The 19759-nt window shown below is 55.6% G+C and carries 14 protein-coding genes; 12 read left to right on the top strand and 2 right to left on the bottom strand.

All coding sequences use genetic code 11. From position 1 onward, the window contains the following. Positions 1–309 precede the first annotated feature (309 nt). A complete protein-coding gene (locus ACLD72_RS01885) occupies positions 310–1212 on the bottom strand; it encodes a transposase (RefSeq protein WP_458475500.1) in 903 nt (300 codons plus the stop codon). Between the two features lie 317 nt (positions 1213–1529). Here ACLD72_RS01885 and ACLD72_RS01890 point away from each other — a divergent pair, with 317 nt between their 5' ends. Then, positions 1530–1751 (top strand): hypothetical protein, encoded by a 222-nt coding sequence (locus ACLD72_RS01890; RefSeq protein WP_411003796.1) that lies wholly within the window; start codon positions 1530–1532, stop codon positions 1749–1751. A gap of 78 nt (positions 1752–1829) precedes the next feature. Here the strand turns inward: ACLD72_RS01890 and ACLD72_RS01895 are convergent, their stop codons facing one another. After that, complete coding sequence (locus ACLD72_RS01895; protein WP_411003795.1) at positions 1830–3368, bottom strand: sulfatase; 1539 nt, start codon at positions 3366–3368, stop codon at positions 1830–1832. A gap of 124 nt (positions 3369–3492) precedes the next feature. On the opposite strand from ACLD72_RS01895, the gene ACLD72_RS01900 reads away from it, so the two are divergent. The 11 genes from ACLD72_RS01900 to ACLD72_RS01950 all read left to right on the top strand — a co-directional run bounded on the left by ACLD72_RS01900 (position 3493) and on the right by ACLD72_RS01950 (position 19755). Beyond that, the gene (locus ACLD72_RS01900) at positions 3493–4353 is read left to right on the top strand and encodes an AraC family transcriptional regulator (RefSeq protein ID WP_411003794.1); all 861 of its coding nucleotides are present in this window, start codon (positions 3493–3495) and stop codon (positions 4351–4353) included. A gap of 69 nt (positions 4354–4422) precedes the next feature. Further along, a complete protein-coding gene (locus tag ACLD72_RS01905; RefSeq protein WP_411003793.1) occupies positions 4423–6222 on the top strand; it encodes a sensor histidine kinase in 1800 nt (599 codons plus the stop codon). Positions 6223–6225: 3 nt separating this feature from the next. Then, entirely contained in the window at positions 6226–7830 is a 1605-nt protein-coding gene (locus ACLD72_RS01910; RefSeq protein ID WP_411003792.1) for a response regulator, read from the top strand. Positions 7831–7941: 111 nt separating this feature from the next. Next, on the top strand, positions 7942–9513 hold the full coding sequence (locus ACLD72_RS01915) for an extracellular solute-binding protein (RefSeq protein ID WP_411003791.1): 1572 nt from the start codon (positions 7942–7944) through the stop codon (positions 9511–9513). Positions 9514–9548: 35 nt separating this feature from the next. Next, complete coding sequence (locus ACLD72_RS01920) at positions 9549–10508, top strand: ABC transporter permease (protein WP_411003790.1); 960 nt, start codon at positions 9549–9551, stop codon at positions 10506–10508. A 14-nt stretch (positions 10509–10522) separates the two neighbouring features. Next, positions 10523–11428 (top strand): carbohydrate ABC transporter permease, encoded by a 906-nt coding sequence (locus ACLD72_RS01925; RefSeq protein ID WP_411003789.1) that lies wholly within the window; start codon positions 10523–10525, stop codon positions 11426–11428. Positions 11429–11481: 53 nt separating this feature from the next. Then, positions 11482–13506 carry an alpha-L-arabinofuranosidase C-terminal domain-containing protein gene (locus ACLD72_RS01930; protein ID WP_411003788.1) on the top strand — a complete coding sequence of 675 codons (2025 nt, stop codon included), beginning with the start codon at positions 11482–11484 and terminating at the stop codon, positions 13504–13506. Next, positions 13503–15266 carry a glycoside hydrolase family 2 protein gene (locus ACLD72_RS01935; RefSeq protein ID WP_411003787.1) on the top strand — a complete coding sequence of 588 codons (1764 nt, stop codon included), beginning with the start codon at positions 13503–13505 and terminating at the stop codon, positions 15264–15266. Before ACLD72_RS01930 ends, ACLD72_RS01935 begins: the two co-directional genes overlap by 4 nt. A 437-nt stretch (positions 15267–15703) precedes the next feature. Continuing rightward, positions 15704–17479: a PrpR N-terminal domain-containing protein gene (locus ACLD72_RS01940; RefSeq protein ID WP_411003786.1), complete on the top strand. Its 1776-nt coding sequence runs from the start codon at positions 15704–15706 to the stop codon at positions 17477–17479. Between the two features lie 174 nt (positions 17480–17653). Further along, the gene (gene dapA, locus ACLD72_RS01945) at positions 17654–18535 is read left to right on the top strand and encodes a 4-hydroxy-tetrahydrodipicolinate synthase (protein ID WP_411003798.1); all 882 of its coding nucleotides are present in this window, start codon (positions 17654–17656) and stop codon (positions 18533–18535) included. A gap of 35 nt (positions 18536–18570) precedes the next feature. Continuing rightward, positions 18571–19755, top strand: coding sequence for an iron-containing alcohol dehydrogenase (locus tag ACLD72_RS01950; RefSeq protein ID WP_411003785.1), 1185 nt, complete (start codon positions 18571–18573; stop codon positions 19753–19755). Positions 19756–19759: the final 4 nt, after the last annotated feature.

Below are 19759 nucleotides of genomic sequence, written 5' to 3' on the forward strand. Positions count from 1 at the left end.
ACGATTATCCCATTTGATCAGGTAGCAGAGAAACAGACAAGCTCGGGAGAAGAAAATATTTGGTGGAGAAGCAGATAGATTCGGGATAATTTAGACGGTTTAGGAGAAGAAATCGGGTTTAGGGAGGTGAAACAGACCGGACAAGAGATCAAGACAAGAGATCAAGGACAAGACGCGAGGAAAACGAAAAACCGTGATTTTGCTGTAACCTGAACCCTTCCATCTGCAGCAACGCCCGCACTGTTCATGCTAACCCCTACCCATTAAGTTGATCTGCATCAAACTCCCCCCACCGTTCCAGCGTCTCGATCAGGCCGCAGCCGCAAGAGGCTGGTTCGGTTGGCGTGCGATCAGCCGGCGGTAAGGGATCGCCGGAATCGCCACACACATGTGCAGCAATTTCTGCCGCATCGTTTCTTTCGCTCCGGGCAGGTGTAGCCGGCGGCGTCCGGTGTACTCGTTCAGGTACGCCTGCAGATGCTTTAGTCCCAAGGCTATATATGTACTCTTCAACGATTCCCACGCCTCTCTCACCACTTTCCGCAAAGGCGCATACAGACGAAAGGCTAGAGGGAACGACTGTACAGACGATGTACGGACATCCACGTGCCCGTTGATGAACGCAGCGAGTTCGTGACGGTCTGCTCTTTGTCCGTCTCCTCTCTTATGCGGCACCAGGCGGATTTTGACCTGCTCCGGCTCGCCCGACTCCGTGACCGTGCATCCCGCTACGACCGCCGTAGCATATGGATGCGAAAACTGACACCGGGACGGATCGCGCCCGTACAGATCGCTGTTCACCTTCACATCTCCACAGAGCAGTTCCTGGGCATCGAACTCCCCGACGGCATGGCGTATTTTGTGCAGCATCAACCAGGCGGTTTTGTAGGTGACTCGGATCACCTGGCTCAGCCGAATCGCCGAGATGCCGCCCTCAAGCAGGAATAAATCCAGGGCCTCGAACCACTTGAGCAGGGGCAAATGCGTTCGTTCAAAAATCGTGCCGACCAAAGCCGACGTTTGATGCTTGCACTTTCCGCACTCGAACAAGGGGATATGCCGGGAGGTCAAACGACTGCACCGGGTGTGAGCGCAGCGCGGGCAGACGAAGCCGTTCGGCCACTTCATCGCGATCAGCGCCTCCATGCAGGCCTGCTCGCTGTTATAACGGCTGGTGAATGGTTGAAGTTCCGTTCCCGCATTGACCTCCATGTTCGCTCGCCCCCGAATCAAGAATTCACGTACATATGTTCGATTTATTTCATTATACCAAACGTGCGTTCCCTTATCAAGCCGAAAATCTCACCTGAAACTCCTCATTTTTTCCTCATCTCTTTTTCTTCTCTCTTTTTTGGACCCTTTATTCTAGCCCCCCCCTGCTCCCTGCTCTCTGAACGAAGGGGATAATCGTGCAAAGACTGCAGGCAGGGGACACCAAGACACCAAGACACCAAGACACCAAGACACCAACTCTTTAGACAGCCCGCTTACCCGGCGTCGATTTGTGATACTGCTCGAGGGCGGCTACGGTGCAAAAGGTAGATGCGCTGATCTCGGCGGATCGTGACGTCCTCTTCATCGTTGACGCTTCCATGCTTCCCATGTTTGAGCGGAATCGCAGCAAAGCGGTCGAGTTGCTGGGCCTGAAAGCATCGGCAAAGTACAACGCACCGCTCTTTCGGCGGCTTGTTTTATTAGCTGTGCGGCCAAGTCGGACACTCGAATTGGCTGGTTGCTTTACAACAGGTTAAATCAAGGCTTGTCTGCCGCCGAAAACCTTAGTCTTGCCAGGTTATCGGCCGGGTAATCTCAGGCCGGGTTCCGGCTGTCTACGCATGATGGATTCTCGGCATCGGCATCGGCTCTTTGCCCAGCTCGGCCCACACGTATTTGAGCAGAAGCTGCGATTTCAGCCCTTCATAACCAGCTTCGTCCCACAGGTTGTAAAGTTCTCCCGGGTCCTCCTGCAGATCGAAGATCTCCCCATAGGACTGATTGTAATAAACGGTGATTTTGTAACGGGCGTCGACATACGTTTTTTGATGAATCGTCGTCGGTTCGTGCCGGAACTCGCAGATCGCGTGATCCCGCGCTTGTTCTCTTACGCCAAGCCACACGTCCTTTTGGTCGACGCCGGTCATGGACGGGGGAATTGGCAGCCCGCCAAAGGACAGAAAGGTCGGTGCCAGATCGACCAACGATTGAATCGCGTCCGAGCGTCTGCCGGCGGGAACACGGCCCGGGTACCTGACGATAAACGGCAGTTTGATCAAATCCTCGTAATGGAATCCTCCCTTGGCCTGGAGGCCGTGTTGGCCAAAGAAGTGGCCGTGATCCGTCGTAAACACGACGAGGGTGTCGTCGGCCAGTCCCAGTTCGTCCAGCTTATCGAGAATTTTTCCGATATATTTATCCATCAGGCTGATCATGCCGTAGTATACGGCGACCAGCTTCTTTTTGTCGTCGTCCGTCAGCCGTTTCTTAGCCCCGTATTCGTAATAGTGGTGGGACCGGTAGCCATGGATGCCGAAGCCCGTCTCCATTAAATGCGAAAAGTCCGGGTCTTCCTCCTGCGTCAGGCGGAAATGCGGGGGATTCCGGTCATGCTCTCCCGGGACAACGGAAGGAATCGTCAGCTGCTCCGGGTCGTACATCGTATCCCACGGCTCCGGTGCCAAATATTCGGGATGCGGGTCAAAAAAGCTAGCCCACAAGAAAAAAGGCTGCCCTGATGTTTTGTGCTCCTCCAGGCGGGCGTTCGTCCGTGCCGCAATCCACGTGTTGTAATGGTATTTTTCCGGGATTGGCCACGTGTATGTCTGCTCGGGATCCATCGTCCCGGTCGGCGGCAGGAAATAATCCCGCCAATTGGCGCAGCCTTGTTCTTCGAGCCAGATGGCGTAATGCTGCCCCACATGGGCTTCATTCGTATGGTTCCGCGCCAGCTCGACGTGATCGAAGCCGTAAAACGGGCCGTGGAAATTTCGCCAATAATCCAGGTCCTGGAGCAGCGGATAAGCTTCCTGCGATTCGTATGCCGGCGCCGATTTCAAAGGCTGAAAATGCGCTTTGCCGATCAGCGAGGTTTTATAACCGGCCCGGTTGAAATCTTCCCCCACGGTATGGCGGTCCTCAAGCAGCTTGGTCCCCAAGGTCCAGGCGCCATGCTGGCTCGGATACATGCCGGTGATGATCGAAGAACGGCTTGGCGTACAGGTCGGATTCGGACAATAAGCCCGGCTGAACATCGTTCCCTGCCGAGCCAGACGATCCAAATTCGGCGTGGAGATCTCCGGCTGAAACGCGCCGATCGTGTCCCAATGCTGCTGGTCGCTCGTAATTAGTAAAATGTTAGGTTTACTGGACAAAGTTAATCCCCTCCCCTTATGATATTATTGAAATTGAAGCGTTTTAGAAATGGCTTTCTGTTATTTTTGAGTTGTCATTTTGTTGTCTTTAGAAATGATTTCAATTGCGGAGGGGTAACGCGAGATGATGCAGGAATACGACCACGAGTTTGCCGAGTTTATTTACTATACGCCGGGGTTTGTGGATAAAGAAGCCCAGCTTTGGCCGGTGCGGGCCGGCCGCAGCATCGCCAAACCCCATTACCGGGTGGGGCCGAAGCGGATTGAATGCTACAGCCTGCATTTTGTGCTGGAGGGGAAGGTGTGCCTTGAATACGCCGACAAGCGGGTGGAACTGCAAAAGGATGATTTGTTTTGCCTGTTTCCCGGGCGGACTTACCATTATTACGCGCTGCCTGCGGAACCGCCGCTACGGATGAATTGGCTGGCGCTGGACGGCAGCCGGGTGGGGCCGCTGCTGGAACTCTTAGGGGTCACGCCGGAAAGACCTTTCGGCCGGCGGCTGATTTCTCCCCCTGCGCAGGAAACGCTGGACCGTACGATCGAGGCGCTGGCCGGCATGGAGCGGTGGAACCCGGCCATATCGCTACAACTTCAAGGATGGGTTTGCCGGCTGCTCGCCGAACTTATCCCCGACACGGTGCCGGCGGGCGCCGCCGAGCCTTCCGCCTGGATTCGCGAGTGCATGGATTTTATGGATCTGCACGCCACGGAAGGGATTACCGTGCAGCAAGTGGCCGCGTTTGCGGGCGTGCACCGTTCGTATTTTTCCAATGTGTTTACGAGCCAGATTGGGCTGCCGCCGCAGAAATACCTGCAAAATATCCGCATGGAGAAGGCCAAGCGGCTGCTCTCCGAAACGGACGCGAGCGTGACGGAAATCGCCTTGTCGCTGGGGTATCCGAATCTGTACACCTTCACCAGAGCTTTCAAAATCTATTACAAGGTTTCCCCGCTCGCCATGCGGACGGCAAAAAACGGGTAGCCGCGGCGGCTCATTTTAGCAAGCGCTTACAAACCTGATCTAAGCCCGAATGAAAAAGGAGAGCCTGATATGAGACTGACATCGCTGCGCAAATGGATATCCTCACCGAAGTTAAGCATTCAGGGGAAAATATTTATCGCCTTCGGGCTGCTTTCGCTGCTATCCATCGTCTCCGTGACCGCCATCGTTTACGTGAACATGCGCGAGACGATTAAGGCTAACGCCATCACCTCGGTGTCGGACAGCATCCGCCAGGCTGATGAATCCCTTAACGTGATGTTAAAGGAGATCGACCGGTTGAACACGGTGGCCGTGACCAACAAAAATACGGTCATCGACACGGTATTGAGCCCGAGCGAGGAAATCAGCTACGAATGGTTCCAGGAGCAGAAGCGGATCACCGAGTTTCTGTCGGGGCTGATCGATTATAAGCCTTATATTTCGCGGATCGCCGTGATCGGCCTGAACGGGAAGGTGTTCTTCGCGGGCGGTCCATGGATCGACCGGACGTTCCTGGATACGAAGACGATGGAGTATATGCTGCAAAACGGGGAACGCCACGCCTATTTGAAGCAAAGCGGCCCTACGGACGCCATCTCCGTCGGCCGCGTTCTGCGTTATAACCGGGAAACGATCGGCGTGGTGATGGTGGATTTGAATTATGATTTTATCCGCAACACATACGGTGTGAAACCAACTGCGGACAGCATTCTGTATGTGCTCGATGAGCAAAATGAGCTCGTCTACCGCTCGGACTCGGCACCCTCCTCCCTTTCTCCCCAAATGGAAAAAACGATCTATGCCCATCCGGCTTCGGCAGGCCTGGCCGAGCTGGCGACGGAACAAATCATCGACGGCAAATCCTATATCGTCGTCAGCCGCCGTTCCGACTATACGGGCTGGACCACGCGGGCGCTGATCCCGCTTGATTCGCTGCTAAGCGAGTCGGTCCGCATCCGCAATCTGATGGTCGAGGTCTCGGCCGTCGTGTTTATCGCTGTATTGATCGGTACGCTGCAGATGTCCTCCCGGACCACCCTCCACATCCGCCGCTTGAAAACAATGATGACGCGGGTCAAAGACGGAAATCTGGATTTTCCGAAAACGGAAATCGGCACCAAAGACGAAATCGGCGAATTGTACCGGGTTTTTATCAGTATGGTTGATGAATTGAAACGGCTGATGGAAGGGATTCGCGTCAGCGAGAAGACCAAGCGCGAGGCGGAGCTGACCGCGCTGCAGGCACAGATTCGCCCGCATTTTTTGTACAATTCGCTGAACACGATCAAATATTTGGCCAAGCTGAACGGGGCACCCAATATTGAAGAGGTGTCCGGATCGTTAATCGAACTGATGCGGGGCGTGCTCGGCAACTCGAATGAATTGCTTACCGTGCGGGAGGAACTGGACTATGTTTCCTGCTACGTATCGATCGTGAAATACAGGTTTATGGAGCCAATCCCGGTTCATATGCAAATTGAGGATGACGCCCTGCTGGAGTGTCGGGTGCCCAAACTGATGCTGCAGCCGATCGTGGAGAACGCACTGATACATGGACTCGGCGCAGCGGCTTCCGGGGGATTTGTGCTGATTCGCGTTTACGGGGAGGATGACACCCTGAAAATCGAGGTGATGGACAACGGCAAGGGGATGTCCCAGGAACAAATCGCGGCCTTGCTCGGGAAAAAAGGGGAAATCCCGTCGCGTTTTAACGGTATGGGCGTGCGCAACGTGCATGAGCGGGTCGTACGCATGTACGGGGAGCCCTATGGCGTCAAGGTGTACAGCGAAGAGGGGCTGTATACGAAGGTGGAGATTCGCTTTCCCCGGCTGGAGAATACGGAAACTCAAGCGAAGGAGGTGGGCTGAATTATGTTTCAAGTGCTGTTGGTTGACGATGAGCCTTTGGTCCATCAACATGTATGGACCTTGTCGGATTGGCGAAGCCACGGTTTCGAGCTGTGTGGTGAAGCCTATAACGGGGAAACGGCGCTGCGGATGATCGAACGGACCCGGCCTCATGTCGCCATCATCGACGTGAATATGCCGGGGATGAACGGGGTGGAACTCCAGCGGGCGATCGGGGAGCGTTTTCCTTCGGTCAAAACGATTATGCTCAGCAGCTACGACGATTACGACTATGTACGCGAATGCCTGAAAAACGGAGCGGCCGATTATTTGCTGAAGCACCGGCTTGACGGCGAAACGCTGATGGCCGTGTTGCGCAAGGCGGTCCGGGAAGCGGAGCAGCGGGAGCGGCTGACAGAGAGCCAGGGCGGGGAACGGGAGCTGGCGGCAAGCGCCAGTCCGCAGATGATTCGCGAGCATATCGCAGGTTTGCTGCGGGGAAAACCCGGCGCAGCCCGAGAACTGGAAGCCTATGCCCGGCAAAATGGCCTGTTTGCGGGCGTGGTTTGCTATATGGCGGCGGCGGTGCAAATTGTCTCCTTTCTGCTGCTGACGGAGTCGCACAGCGATGTGGAAACGAACCGGCTGATGCAGCAGGCTGTGGACGTCATGCAGCAGAGCTTGAGCGATCTCCCGGAAGCCACAGCGGCTTACGTTGGAAATGGACGCTTGGCTGTTGTCCTGGCGTTCCAGGGCCGCAGCGAACAAGCCGCCGCAGGCGAGGCCGCCAGGCTGATGAGCAAGCTGCGCCACTCGCTTGAGCTGTTCCTGAATCTGAAGTGCACCTATGCTATCGGTCACTTCTGCACCAGCTTGCCGCAGCTCGTTGCCAGCTACGGCTCGGCCGAGCGGGCCCTGGACGCCTGCCCGGCCGGGGAGAAAACGGGGAGCAGCAGCGAGCGCGTCGCTTTAACCATCGAGGAGCAGAAGCAGCTATTGCTTTTCATAGAAAATCTGGACAAGGAAGGCGCGCTGCGGTTGATCGCGTCCGTATTTTCCAGCGTGCGCCAGCAGCCGGTCCATACCCAGCCGGTGCAGATGATCGTCAGCGAGCTGCTTTCGATCGGGGACAAGGTGCGGAAAAAATGGCTTCCTGAGGACGAAGTCACTGCAGGCGGATGGCCATCGCGCACAGCTTTGGGGCAGATCGGCACCGTGGAGGAGCTGGAGGGGTGGCTCTCGTCCTATTATGAGACCTTGCTGGAACGGCTGAAGCGGGAGCGTGCGGCCGGTCCGTATTCGCGGCATGTGTCGCAGGCGATCATGCTGATTCTGGAACGGTACCAGAGCTATATTACCCTGGAGCTGGCGGCCGGGGCGATCGGGCTGAACCCTTCGTATTTGAGCCGGATTTTCAAAGAAGAAACGGGGGCAACGTTCTCCGAGTACGTCAACCGGGTGCGTATCGATGCGAGCCGCAAACTGCTGGAAAGCGGACGCAATTCGGTCAAGCAAATCAGCAGTCAGGTGGGTTTTACGACGTACAATTATTTTTTCAAGGTGTTCAAGGAACTGACCGGGATGACGCCGCACGACTATATGAACCGTCCCGTAAAAAAAGTGGAGTAAATAGTCATATTTTTATAATTCGCGGTCTCCGGCGGCTGAACTATAATGAACGCACACCACAGCAAACGCTTACATCATTCGTTTGGTGACAAGAAAAGGAGGTCGTAAACAATGCGCAATCACTGGAGAAGATCGGCACTCAGCATAATGGTTATCGCCGGTTTGGTGCTGGGCGGGTGCAGCTCCGGCGCCGGTAAAAACAACGAGGCCGCCCCGCAGGCGGCGACGGCTAATGAGGTGAGCAAGGACGGTTTTCCGATCGTGCAGGAACCGCTTCAGTTGACGATGTTCACCCGGATTGCCCCGGTAAACGGGCCATTTAAAGATATGCCGGTGTTTCAGGACTACGAAAAAATGAGCAATGTGCAAGTGAAATTCATTGAAGCGCCAACGGACGGTTTTCAAGAGAAGAAAAACCTGCTGTTCGCCTCCAATGAGCTTCCCGACGCTTTGTACCGGTCCGGGCTGACGCCTTTGGAAGCGGTCCGCTACGGGGCGGGCGGCCAATTGATCCCGCTGGAAGAACTAATTGCCGAATACGCCCCCAATTTAACGAAGCTGATGGAGCAGTACCCGGAAATCCGCGCGGGGATCACGACGCCGGAAGGGCATATTTACGCGGTGCCGGGCATCGTGACGCTGGCCTCGGCGCGTACGGACAAGAAATGGATCAACAAAGCATGGCTGGAAAAGCTGAACCTGAAGGAGCCGGAAACGACGGATGAGCTGTACGATGTGCTGGTGGCTTTCCGCGATCAGGATCCAAACGGCAACGGCCAAAAGGACGAAATTCCGCTGACCGCCCGCGTCGGGCTGCATGTCGTTACGATGATGAGCGGGTCGTTTGGCCTCGACCAGCAGCTTGGTTATAACATTAACATCGTCGATGGCCAGGTGAAAATTTGGATGGGCAGCGACCGCAACAAAGAGATGCTGATGTACCTGAACAAGCTTTATAAAGAGAAGCTGCTCGACCCGGAAGTGTTTTCGCACACGGAAGCGCAATATTTGGCCAAACAGGGCTCGGGCAAAACGGGCGTGTTCTTTGACCAAACGAACAACAACTTCCTGCCGATTGCCGATCAATATGAAGGAATCGCGCCTCCGGCAGGGCCGCACGGGGACCGGCTGCAAGCCCAGGCATTGCCGGTGCCGCGGGATTTTGGGGCTTTCGCGATCACCCCGGTCAATAAATATCCGGAAGCGACGATGCGCTGGATCGATTATTTTTATAGTGACGAAGGTTCCACCCTACTGCGGTTCGGCCGGGAAGGCGAGCATTATGAATTGAAAGACGGCATTCCCTATTACAAGGAGGAGTACTCGACTTCGGAGACGCAGCCGAAAATCACCCCGTACGCCGGAGGCGGAGCGCCGCACCTGATCAGCGAAAAGGTCGCTTCATACATCAATCCTCCGCAAGTGCAGGAGGCGCAGCAGAAGCTTGATCCTTATATGCCGCAGGTTCGTTACGCGGCTCCGATGTTTGACGAGCAGACGGCGCAGGAGGTCAATATCCTGCGGACCGACATCGACAAATATTACGAAGAGCAAAGCACTAAATTTATCGCCGGGGCGCTCAGCTTCGACAAATGGGATGAATTCCAGTCCACGCTAAAGAAGATGAAGCTGGATGAGCTGGAGAAGCTGTATCAGGAAGCTTACGACAAGATGCAGAAGTGATGCGGAGCTTGTGCGGATAAGGAGTGTGGATTCCCATGAAAAACACAGAGGCCCCATTAGCGGCTGCGGTGCCCCGGAATCACCCGAAACGGGGCCCCCGGTTGGCCCGGGAGATCGCCAAAAGGTACGACCTGTACCTCATGTTGCTTTTGCCGTTAGCCTGGTATTTGTTATTCCACTACGGCCCGTTATACGGGTTGCAGATCGCCTTCAAAAATTTCAATCCGGCAAAAGGGATCGCCGGCAGCGAATGGATCGGCTTCGATCACTTTACGCGCTTTTTCGATTCGTATTATTTCTGGCGGCTGCTGTGGAATACGCTGTCCATCAATCTGTTTTCTTTGGCTGTAGCCTTTCCGATTCCGATTTTACTGGCCTTGCTGATCGGAGAAATCCGGAGCAAAACGTACAGCAAACTGCTGCAGAACATCACTTATATCCCGCATTTTATTTCGGTGGTCGTCATCGTAGGCATCCTGACGGTGCTGCTGTCGCCCGCCGGCCCGGTCAACCAGTTGATCCAGGCGTTCGGCGGCGAGCCGGTCCGGTTTATGGAATCCGCCGGCTGGTTCAAGACCGTTTTTATCGGTTCGAACATCTGGCAGAACATGGGCTGGCAATCGATCATCTATATTGCTGCGCTTAGCGGGATCAATCCGCAGTTGTACGAAGCGGCCAAGATGGACGGGGCTTCCCGGCTGCGGCGCATCTGGCACGTTTCATTGCCGGGGATCGTGCCGGTCATCGTGATTTTGCTGATCCTCGACGTGGGGCAGTTTATGAACATCGGGTTCGAAAAAATATTGCTGATGCAAAACAATCTGAATCTCGAATCAAGCGACGTGATCTCCACGTTCGTGTACAAGACCGGGATTTTGCAAGGGGAATACAGCTACACCGCGGCGATCGGGCTGTTCAACTCGGTGATCAACCTGTCGCTGCTGCTTCTGGTGAACCGTTTTGCCCGCAAAACGTCGGAGACGAGTTTATGGTAAAGGAGGCGGGGCAGATGTCCAAACGAGCTGCGGCACCCAAGGCGCAGGCAGGCCCGGCCGATGAACGGTGGTTTGATTGGCTTGTGTACCTGATCGCGGCGGTTATTATCGTCATCGTGTTGTATCCGCTGTTGTTTGTGATCAGCGCTTCCTTCAGCGATCCGGCGAAGGTGCTGGGCGGGGAAGTGTGGCTGCTTCCGAAAGGCGTTACGCTTGACGCTTACGCCAACATTTTGGCTAACGATAAAATCTGGCGAGGGTATGCCAATTCGATTCTTTACACGGCGGTCGGCACGCTCGTCAATATCGTCATGACGCTGCTGGCGGCGTACCCGCTATCGCGGCCGGACCTGCCCTTGCGCAAAGGGCTGATGCTGATCGTGACGCTGACGATGTTTTTCAGCGGCGGGCTGATTCCGACCTACCTGCTGGTCAAAGACCTGGGGATGGTCGATACGATGTGGGCCTTGATCGTGCCGGGGGCGATTTCGACGTACAATCTGATCGTCATGCGGACGTATTTCCAGTCCAGCATTCCCTGGGAGCTTCAGGAAGCCGCCCATATGGACGGCTGCTCCAACTGGCGGCTGCTCGTTAGCATCATTTTGCCGTTGTCGAAGCCGATCCTGGCGGTCATGGTGTTGTTTTACGCGGTTGGTCACTGGAATTCGTTTTTTAACGCGCTCATATATATCCGCAGTGAAGAGTTGTATCCGCTGCAGCTGGTGCTGCGTGAAATTTTGCTGATCAGCCAGTCGGACGCGGTGGACGGACTTGTGGGGATGGAGGACAAGGTTTTGCTGGCGGAGAGCATCAAATACGCGATTATTATCGTCTCCAGCCTGCCGGTGCTGATCATGTATCCGTTTGTGCAGCGGCATTTTGTCAAAGGGGTAATGATCGGTTCGATTAAAGGTTAAGCGGCTCATAAGCTTATACTCTCTGATAACTAAAAAAGCTGGGAGGGATCAGGTTGAAGGCAAACGCGAAGATTACGCTAGACGGCAGCAGGGCCAGCGGGCATACGGTGAACCCGTACCTGTTCGGGCATTTTGTGGAGGATATCCGCGACCATATGGAGGCGATGCTGGCCTATCCGCTGAAGGACATGGATTTTGAAAGCGATGCCGAGGGGAGGGGTGCGGTTTCCGGGGCTTGGAGCGCTTATACGAACGGGCGGAACACCCGGTACGCGTTGGAGTCTCCGGCGCCGAAGCATTCGGGCCGCGCCGTGCGCATCCGCGTCTTGAGCGACGACGAGGCGGATGCCGGGATCGCGCAGGCGGCCGCTTTGCACGGGCCGGTCGAATATGCGGTGCGCATGGTGGCGCGGGCGTCGGTCGAGCTGAAGTACGTGATCGTCGAGGCGGCGGACCGGTGCACGGGAGAGCTGCTTGGGCTTGTTAGGATCGATCTGGGCAGCCATAACTGGCGGGAATACGAGGCGAAGTTGTCCGTCTCCCGCGCCTGCGCCAACGCCGAAATCCGGGTGTACGTACCGGACGAACATCCGAGATGGAACGATCACGTATCCACCGGCATGCTGTGGCTCGATCACGTATCCCTGCTGCCCGCGGACCATATCGGCGGGGTGAAGCGCGAGGTGATGGAGATGACGCGGGCGCTGAACGCCGGCATGATGAGGCTGGCCGGCAATTACATCAGCGCTTATCATTTCGAGCATGGCATCGGCCCCGTATTGGAGCGGCCGGTGATGTACAACGAGGCGTGGGGCGGGTGGACATGCAAGTATTTCGGCACGGACGAGTTTGTCCGCTTTTGCCGGGAGCTTGAAGTGGAGCCGCTCATTTGCGTCAACGACGGGTCGGGGACGCCCGAGGAGGCTGCGCGGTGGGTGGAATACTGCAACGGCGGCAGCGATACTCCGATGGGGGCGAAGCGGGCGGCGAACGGGCATCCCGCGCCGTACAACGTCCGGTACTGGGAGATCGGCAACGAAGTGTGGGGGGATTTTCAGGTCGGAACTTGTCCAGCGGACCGGTTTGCAGAGCGGTGCGTAACGTTTGCCAAGGCGATGAAAGCGGTGGACCCGTCGCTTGTGATCTTGGCCTGCGGGCATACCGATCAGGAATGGAACCGGGCGGTGCTCGATATCGCGGGTGAACATATCGATTATTTGACCCTGCACTTGTATCACGGTTACGGGCGCTTCGGAATGAACCGGGATACGCCGGCCGAGGAGCGTTACAAAGCGATCGCTTCCTTTTCCGAGTGGACTCGGGAGGACCTCCGGCGGACGGTGGAGCAGATCCGCGTAAACGAGAAGCAGCGCCATGTGAAGCTGGCGATTACCGAATACAACACGATGTATTATCCCAACACGGTGCGGAAAGGGCTACCGGATGAGCATACACTGGGGGCTGCGGTAGCAAACGCCGCCAATCTCAACGAGATGCTGCGGGCCAGCGATCTGGTGCACATTGGCAGCTTCTCCGACCTCGTGAACGGCTGGCTCGGCGGCTGCATTCGCGTGGGCGATTATTACGCCGACCAATATTGCGGCAAAACGCCGGGCTGGAGCGGCCATCCTTTGACCGTATACGGTACGCCGACCTATGAAGTGATGAAGCTGTACGCGAACCGGGACATCCGGCGGCTGCTTCCCGCCGACGTGGCCTGCGGCACCTTCTCCGTGCGCGCGAACAAGCCGGCTCCGTTTGATCTGGGTGCGCTGCCTGATTTGGACGCGGTAGCGTGCGTGAATGAAGATGGGAGCGTAGTTACTGTCTTTATCGTCAACCGCAGCCTCGAGGAAGTCCACGCCGAGCTGAATCTGCTTGGCATGGAGCCGTCCGGGGAGACACTGTTGCTGCACGAAATTACGGGCGATTCCTTCGAAGCGATTAATTCCGTCTTCGAACCGGACCGCATCGCCTGCAAATCGCGAACGGTGCCGCTTGATGCCTGGCGCCAAGGCTACCCGCTGCGCCCGGCGTCGGTGTATGCGCTGGAGATTAGAACAGGAGGAGAACAGTGACAACCAGAGCTTATGCGAAGGATTATCCCAGGCCGCAATTCGTCCGGGAGAATTGGCTCAATTTGAACGGCGAATGGGACTTCCGTTTCGACGACGGCAATGTCGGCGAGCAGGAGAACTGGCCGGAAAAGTTTGCGGGAACGCATACGATTACCGTTCCTTTTACGTACGAAACGCAGGCGAGCGGGATCGGGATCGAGGAGTTCCACCCGCAGGTGTGGTACGGCAAATCGGTTCATGTCCCAAAGGAGACCGAAGGCAAGCGGGTGATCCTGCACTTTCAGGCGGTGGATTATATCGCCAAAGTATGGGTCAACGGCAGGATGGCCGGCAGCCATCAAGGCGGTTACGCGGCGTTTGGCTTTGATATCACCCCTTATCTGGTTTTCGGGGCAGACAATCAAATTACGGTAAAAGTAGAGGATAGCGACGATTGCACACAGCCGCGGGGTAAGCAGCGTTGGACCAAGGACAGCTTCGAGTGCTTTTATGTCCAGACAACCGGCATTTGGCAGACGGTTTGGCTGGAATTCGTGGAGGCGCAGCGGCTGGACGCGGTCAAAATTACGCCGGATATCGACCGCTCCACGGTCCGTTTCGATTACCGGATAAGGGGTGCACGAAAGGCTGGTTCTTTGCGGTTGGAGGCGATTGTGACGCTGAAGGGCAAAGCGGTGAAGCGGGTCGCGCTGGCGGCGGATCGCCCGAACTTGTCGGTGGAAGTTGATTTGGTGCACGAGGCGAACGGGCCGTGGAAGAAATGCCTCTGGTCGCCGCAGCATCCGAATTTGTATGACGTGGAATTTGTGCTGTACGCGGAAGATCAAGTGGTTGACCGGGTCTTTTCTTACTTCGGGATGAGAAAGATTTCGATCGAGAACGGCCAGGTGCTGCTGAACAATACGCCGATCTATCAAAGGTTGATTTTGGATCAGGGTTATTGGACGGACAGCCATTTAACGCCGCCCAGCGAGGAAGCGATCATTGCCGATATCGACTGGATGCTGGAAATGGGCTACAACGGTGTGCGCAAGCATATGAAAATCGAGGACGCCCGCTTTCTCTATTGGTGCGACGTCAAAGGGCTGCTGGTCTGGTCGGAAATGGCCGCGACCTTCGAGTTTCACGACCGCGCGGTCGAGGCGTTTACGAAGGAATGGCTGGAAATCGTCGATCAGCAGTACAATCATCCCAGCATCATTACCTGGGTGCCGTTTAACGAGTCGTGGGGCATCCCGTCCATCCTCCGCGATGCGAGGCAGCAGAAATTCACCGAAGGCATCTATCATCTCACCAAAGCGCTCGATCCCTACCGACCGGTCATTACCAACGACGGCTGGGAGCATACCGTTTCCGATATTTTGACGCTGCATGATTACGTCGAAACGGGCGACGGGTTTTTGCGGCGGTACAAAAATAACAAGGATGCTATCGCGAATAGGGAAACGACCTGCAACCACTGGAAATACGCTTTGGCCGAAGGCTACGGATATCGCGGGCAGCCGATCATCATCAGCGAATTTGGCGGAATCGCCTTTAGGTCGGACAAAGGCTGGGGTTATGGCCGCCAGGTCGCAACGGAAGCGGAATTCCTCGAACGGTTCGAAGGTCTGACCCGGTCGATCAAAAGCGTTGACTATATTTGCGGCTACTGCTACACCCAGCTTGCCGATGTGCAGCAGGAAATCAACGGACTGCTGACGGAGGACCGCAAGCCGAAAATCCCGCTTGCCCAAATTAAAGAGATCAATTTGGCCTGAAACAAGAATTTATAAAATTTCCGGCGGGGCAGAGGAGGATGCGTGGGTATAGAAAAGTGGAGAAGAGGAATCTGGAGGCTAAGGGACTCCAGAGCCGTTATTCGAGGAAAAATGGAGGTTTGCAAAATTTGACGGACACAGATGCCTCTATTTACCTCGAATCGGCCTGATTGAGCTAGTTTAGAGCGAAATAGGGTCGCCTCTGTCCGTTAGGCTGGGAAATACCCGGGAAATGGGCGGATAAGGTCGCTGGTGTCCGTTAGACCCTCCCGCGCATCCAAGGTATGGGATTAAACGATTAAACGGCAAAGGACCTCGCCAGCGGCGAGGTTTTTCTGAATTGTTGCGCGTTTGACTGTAAGTTATTGAAACAGTACGTTCATCTTGTTTATAGTGTAACTAAGAAATGTTTATCTTTGAAACAGAGGATGATGGACGTGAAGGTACTGGCGATTGCGCCGTATGAAGGACTAAAGGAAATGATTCTCAGCTTGGCGGAAGGCCAGGATATGGAGCTGAGGGTGGAAACCGGGGATTTGCAGCAGGGGTTAAAATATGCCGAGGAAGCGGCGCGCAACGGGACGGATATCATTATCAGCCGCGGTGGCACGGCCAAGCTGATCCAGTCCAGGGTCGCCATTCCTGTCATTGAGATTGAAGTGTCCGGCTACGATATGCTGAGGGTGTTGACGCTGGCCAAAGGATATCCCGGCAAGGTGGCGATTGTTGGCTTTGCCCAGGTGGTCGCCGGTGCGGCGGCGGTGTGCGAGGTGCTGGATATGAAAATTTCCTCCTACACGGTCCAGGATGAATCCGGGGTTGGCCAGGTGCTGCAGGAGCTGCTGGAGCAGGGGTATCAGATTATCGTCGGGGACGTCATTACCGTCAAGGAAGCGGAAAAGCTCGGTTTGATCGGTTTTCTGCTGACCTCAGGCAAAGAGAGCGTGCTGCGTTCATTCCAGCAGGCGCGGAAGTGGCATGCGCTGTTTGAAGCGTGCAAACGGGAATACGGCATGGCCCACCAGGTGCTTGCGGCAGAGCAGGCGGGGGTGACTGTTTATGACCGCGAGCAGCGGCAGGTGTTTGGCAATCCGTATTTCAACCGGGAGATTGCCCCTTTTATGGATTCAGAAAAAATAGGGCGTATCGTCCGCGAGATCCTAACGGAGGGGACGTTCCATACCATGCTGGAGCAGGCGGAGCAAATCTGGCGGGTCAGCGGTTACATGCTGCCGGGCCCGGATGGACCATTGGCGGTATTGCGGGTCACTGGCGGCAAAAGCCGGGATGAGATCAGGCTGCGAGGGGTTTCCCTTGTACCGGCAGAAGCTGGCTTTCGCGCGGCGCAGGTGGCCGGCAACATCGTCAGCCATAACAGCAGGATGAGACATGCGCTGGACAAAGCGCAGAGCTATCGCGATCAGGAGCTTTCCGTCTGGATTTCCGGGGAAAAAGGGACGGGCAAGGAGCTGCTGGCTCAGTTTATTCATTTTGGCGGCGAAAGAGGGCAGCGGCCGTTTCTGAAAATCGAATGCGGGCTGGTTTCACAGGATCTGTGGGACACGCTGCTGAACGAGGAGCGGAATGAGGAACTGCTTGGCAGTCTTGGGCGCGGCACTGTATTTTTGCGCGACATTGACACCCTTGGTGAAGCTGAGCAGAAGAGATTGGCGGACTATTTGGACAAGCAAACGCCTGCTTTTCAATGGATTGTGTCCTCCAGGGAGGATATTTTGGAGCGGACCGAGAGCGGCGGATTCAGCGCGGAGCTGTATTACAGGCTGGCGGAAGTCACGCTGCCGCTGCCTTCGCTGAGGGAACGCAAGGAGGATATTGAAGGCCTCTCTCTGCTGTACATCAACGAATATAATGCCAAGTACGGCAAGCAGGTGGTCGGGCTCAGAGATGAGGCGAGAGAGGAGCTTGAACGGTTTGAATGGCGCGGCAATATCCATCAGCTGCGGCAGGTGATCGAAGAAGCCGTGCTGCTTGCCAAAGGCTTGTACGTTGAGCAGGAGGAAATCAGCGCGGTGTTGTCCACCAGACGGATGCGGACCGAATACGGGAAACCTGACGTTGATCTCAGTGGAACGCTGGAGGAAATTGAGCAGCGGATTATAGAGCAGGTGTTGCTGGAGGAAGGCATGAACCAGGTGAAAACCGCCGAACGGCTGGGCATCAGCCGCACCACGCTGTGGAGGAAAATAAAGTAACTAGCTAAACAAAACAACATGTTTCATAATGAAACATGTTGTTTTTAATTTGAACATTTTATCAAAAGGTGTTGTTTAATTGAACATTCAGGACTATAATCACATTTGAAAGCGCTTGTATATGAAAACAGTTCAATTCTGAAACAGGAACAAATGAATATAGGAGGCTTAACCATGGAATTCAAAGGCATTATTCCCGCCATGCTGACTCCTTTGACAAAAGAGCAGCAAGTGAATGAGCAGGTTGCCCGCCAGCTCACGCGGCGGATGATCGATGCAGGTGTTAACGGTGTGTTTGCCCTCGGAACGAACGGGGAGTTTCATCTGTTGGATGAACAGGAGAAGCTGAAGCTGACTCAAATTGTCGTGGATGAGGTGAACGGCGCAGTTCCCGTTATCATGGGCAGCGGAGGTAACGCGACCGCGGACGTCATTGGACTATCGAAGAAAATGGAAGAGCTTGGCGCAGATGCTTTGTCGGTCATTACCCCGTTTTTTATCGCTCCTACACAGGAGGAGTTGTACGTCCATTTTGCCAAAATCGCCGAATCCACTTCACTGCCGGTACTCCTGTACAACATTCCTTCACGCACAGGCGTTCATTTGGAAGCGGATACGGTGGCGCGGCTGGCCAAAATCCCCAATATTGTCGCCATTAAAGACAGCAGCGGCAAGTTTGAGAATATTCAGCAGTATATTCAGGCCACGCAAGGCGAAGATTTTTCCGTGCTGGCAGGCACCGATTCCCTGATTCTGCAGACGTTAAACGCCGGAGGCAGCGGAGCGGTGGCGGCTACGGCCAACATGCTGCCTGAGGTCGTCGTGTCCATTTACCAGAACTGGCTCAAGGGGGATCTCGAAGCAGCGCAGAAGGCCCAGGACCTGCTGAATCCGCTGCGCGATACGTTCAAATACGGCACCTTGCCGTCCGTACTGAAGAAAGCGGTGGAATTGTCCGGCATTCCTGTCGGTCCGCCGAAACTGCCGGTCAGCGAGCTGTCCGGCGAGGCCCTGGCGATTGTACAGGAGATGGTCAGCAGCTACATGCTGAGATAAACATTAGATACAGATAATGGGAAGGAGAGTTAACGATGCAGGTTTTGTATCAGTTTCAGACCGCGGGCAAAATCATCGCCGGCAGAGATAGTCTTCACACTTTAGGCGAGCATTTGGACTCGGTGGCTGCCGGAATCCGCAGCGCTTTGGTTGTGGCGCAGCCGTTTATCCAAAGCTCCGGCATCCTGGACGGCTTGCTGAAGCAGCTCACGGAGAAGGGCATTCAGGCGCGGGTGACGCTGGATGTTTTGCCGGAGCCAACGCTGGAAAACATTGAAGAGGTATATCAAAAAACATTGGGTGCAGCGGGTGCGAGTTGTGATGTCATTATCGGCATCGGCGGCGGCAGCGTGCTGGACGCGGCCAAAATATTGTCCGTGCTGCCGGCCAACGGCGGCTCGATCCGCGGCTTCCTGGGCACGAACCTGATCAAACAGGCGGGCATTCCAACGGTGCTTATCCCTACGACCTCGGGAACCGGCGCCGAGGTGACACCAAATGCGATTGTGACGATTCCGGAGGAAGAGCTGAAAATCGGGGTGGTCAGCCCCTATCTGCTGCCGCAGCTTGTCATCCTTGATCCGATGGTAACGCTTGGTCTGCCGCAGGCGGTAACCGCCGCCACCGGGATGGACGCCTTTACGCATTCGCTTGAATCCTTGATTTCCAACAAGGCGAATCCGCTCAGCGATATGTTTGCACTGGAGTCGATCCGCCTGATATCCTCCAGCATTCTTGAGGCATATCATCACGGTTCATCCATCGAGGCCAGAGAGAACATGCTGCTTGGCTCAATGTACGGCGGCATGGCGCTAACCAGTGCCGGAACGGCAGCGGTGCATGCCCTGGCCTATCCGCTTGGCGGCAAATTCAAGATAGCGCACGGGGTGGCGAATTCCATGCTGCTGCCGCATGTGATGGAATTCAACATGGACGCGGCGGCTCCCCGCCTGGCGCTCGCCGGCGCGGCGATGGGCCTGGATGTGAACGGGCTGTCCGAGCAGCAAGCCGCGGAGGCCGTCATCCGGCGCATTGCCGAATGGACACAGGAACTGAACATCCCGCAAAATCTGCAGCAGTACGGCGTATCCGAGGAAGATGTCGAGGAGTTGTCCCTCTCCGCCGCGAAGGTTACCCGGCTGCTGAACAACAATCCGAAGCCGGTCAGCGTGGAAGAGATGAAAGTGATCTACCGCAAGCTGCTCCCGCAAAGCATCTGAAGGT

This window comes from Paenibacillus lacisediminis (assembly GCF_046567315.2).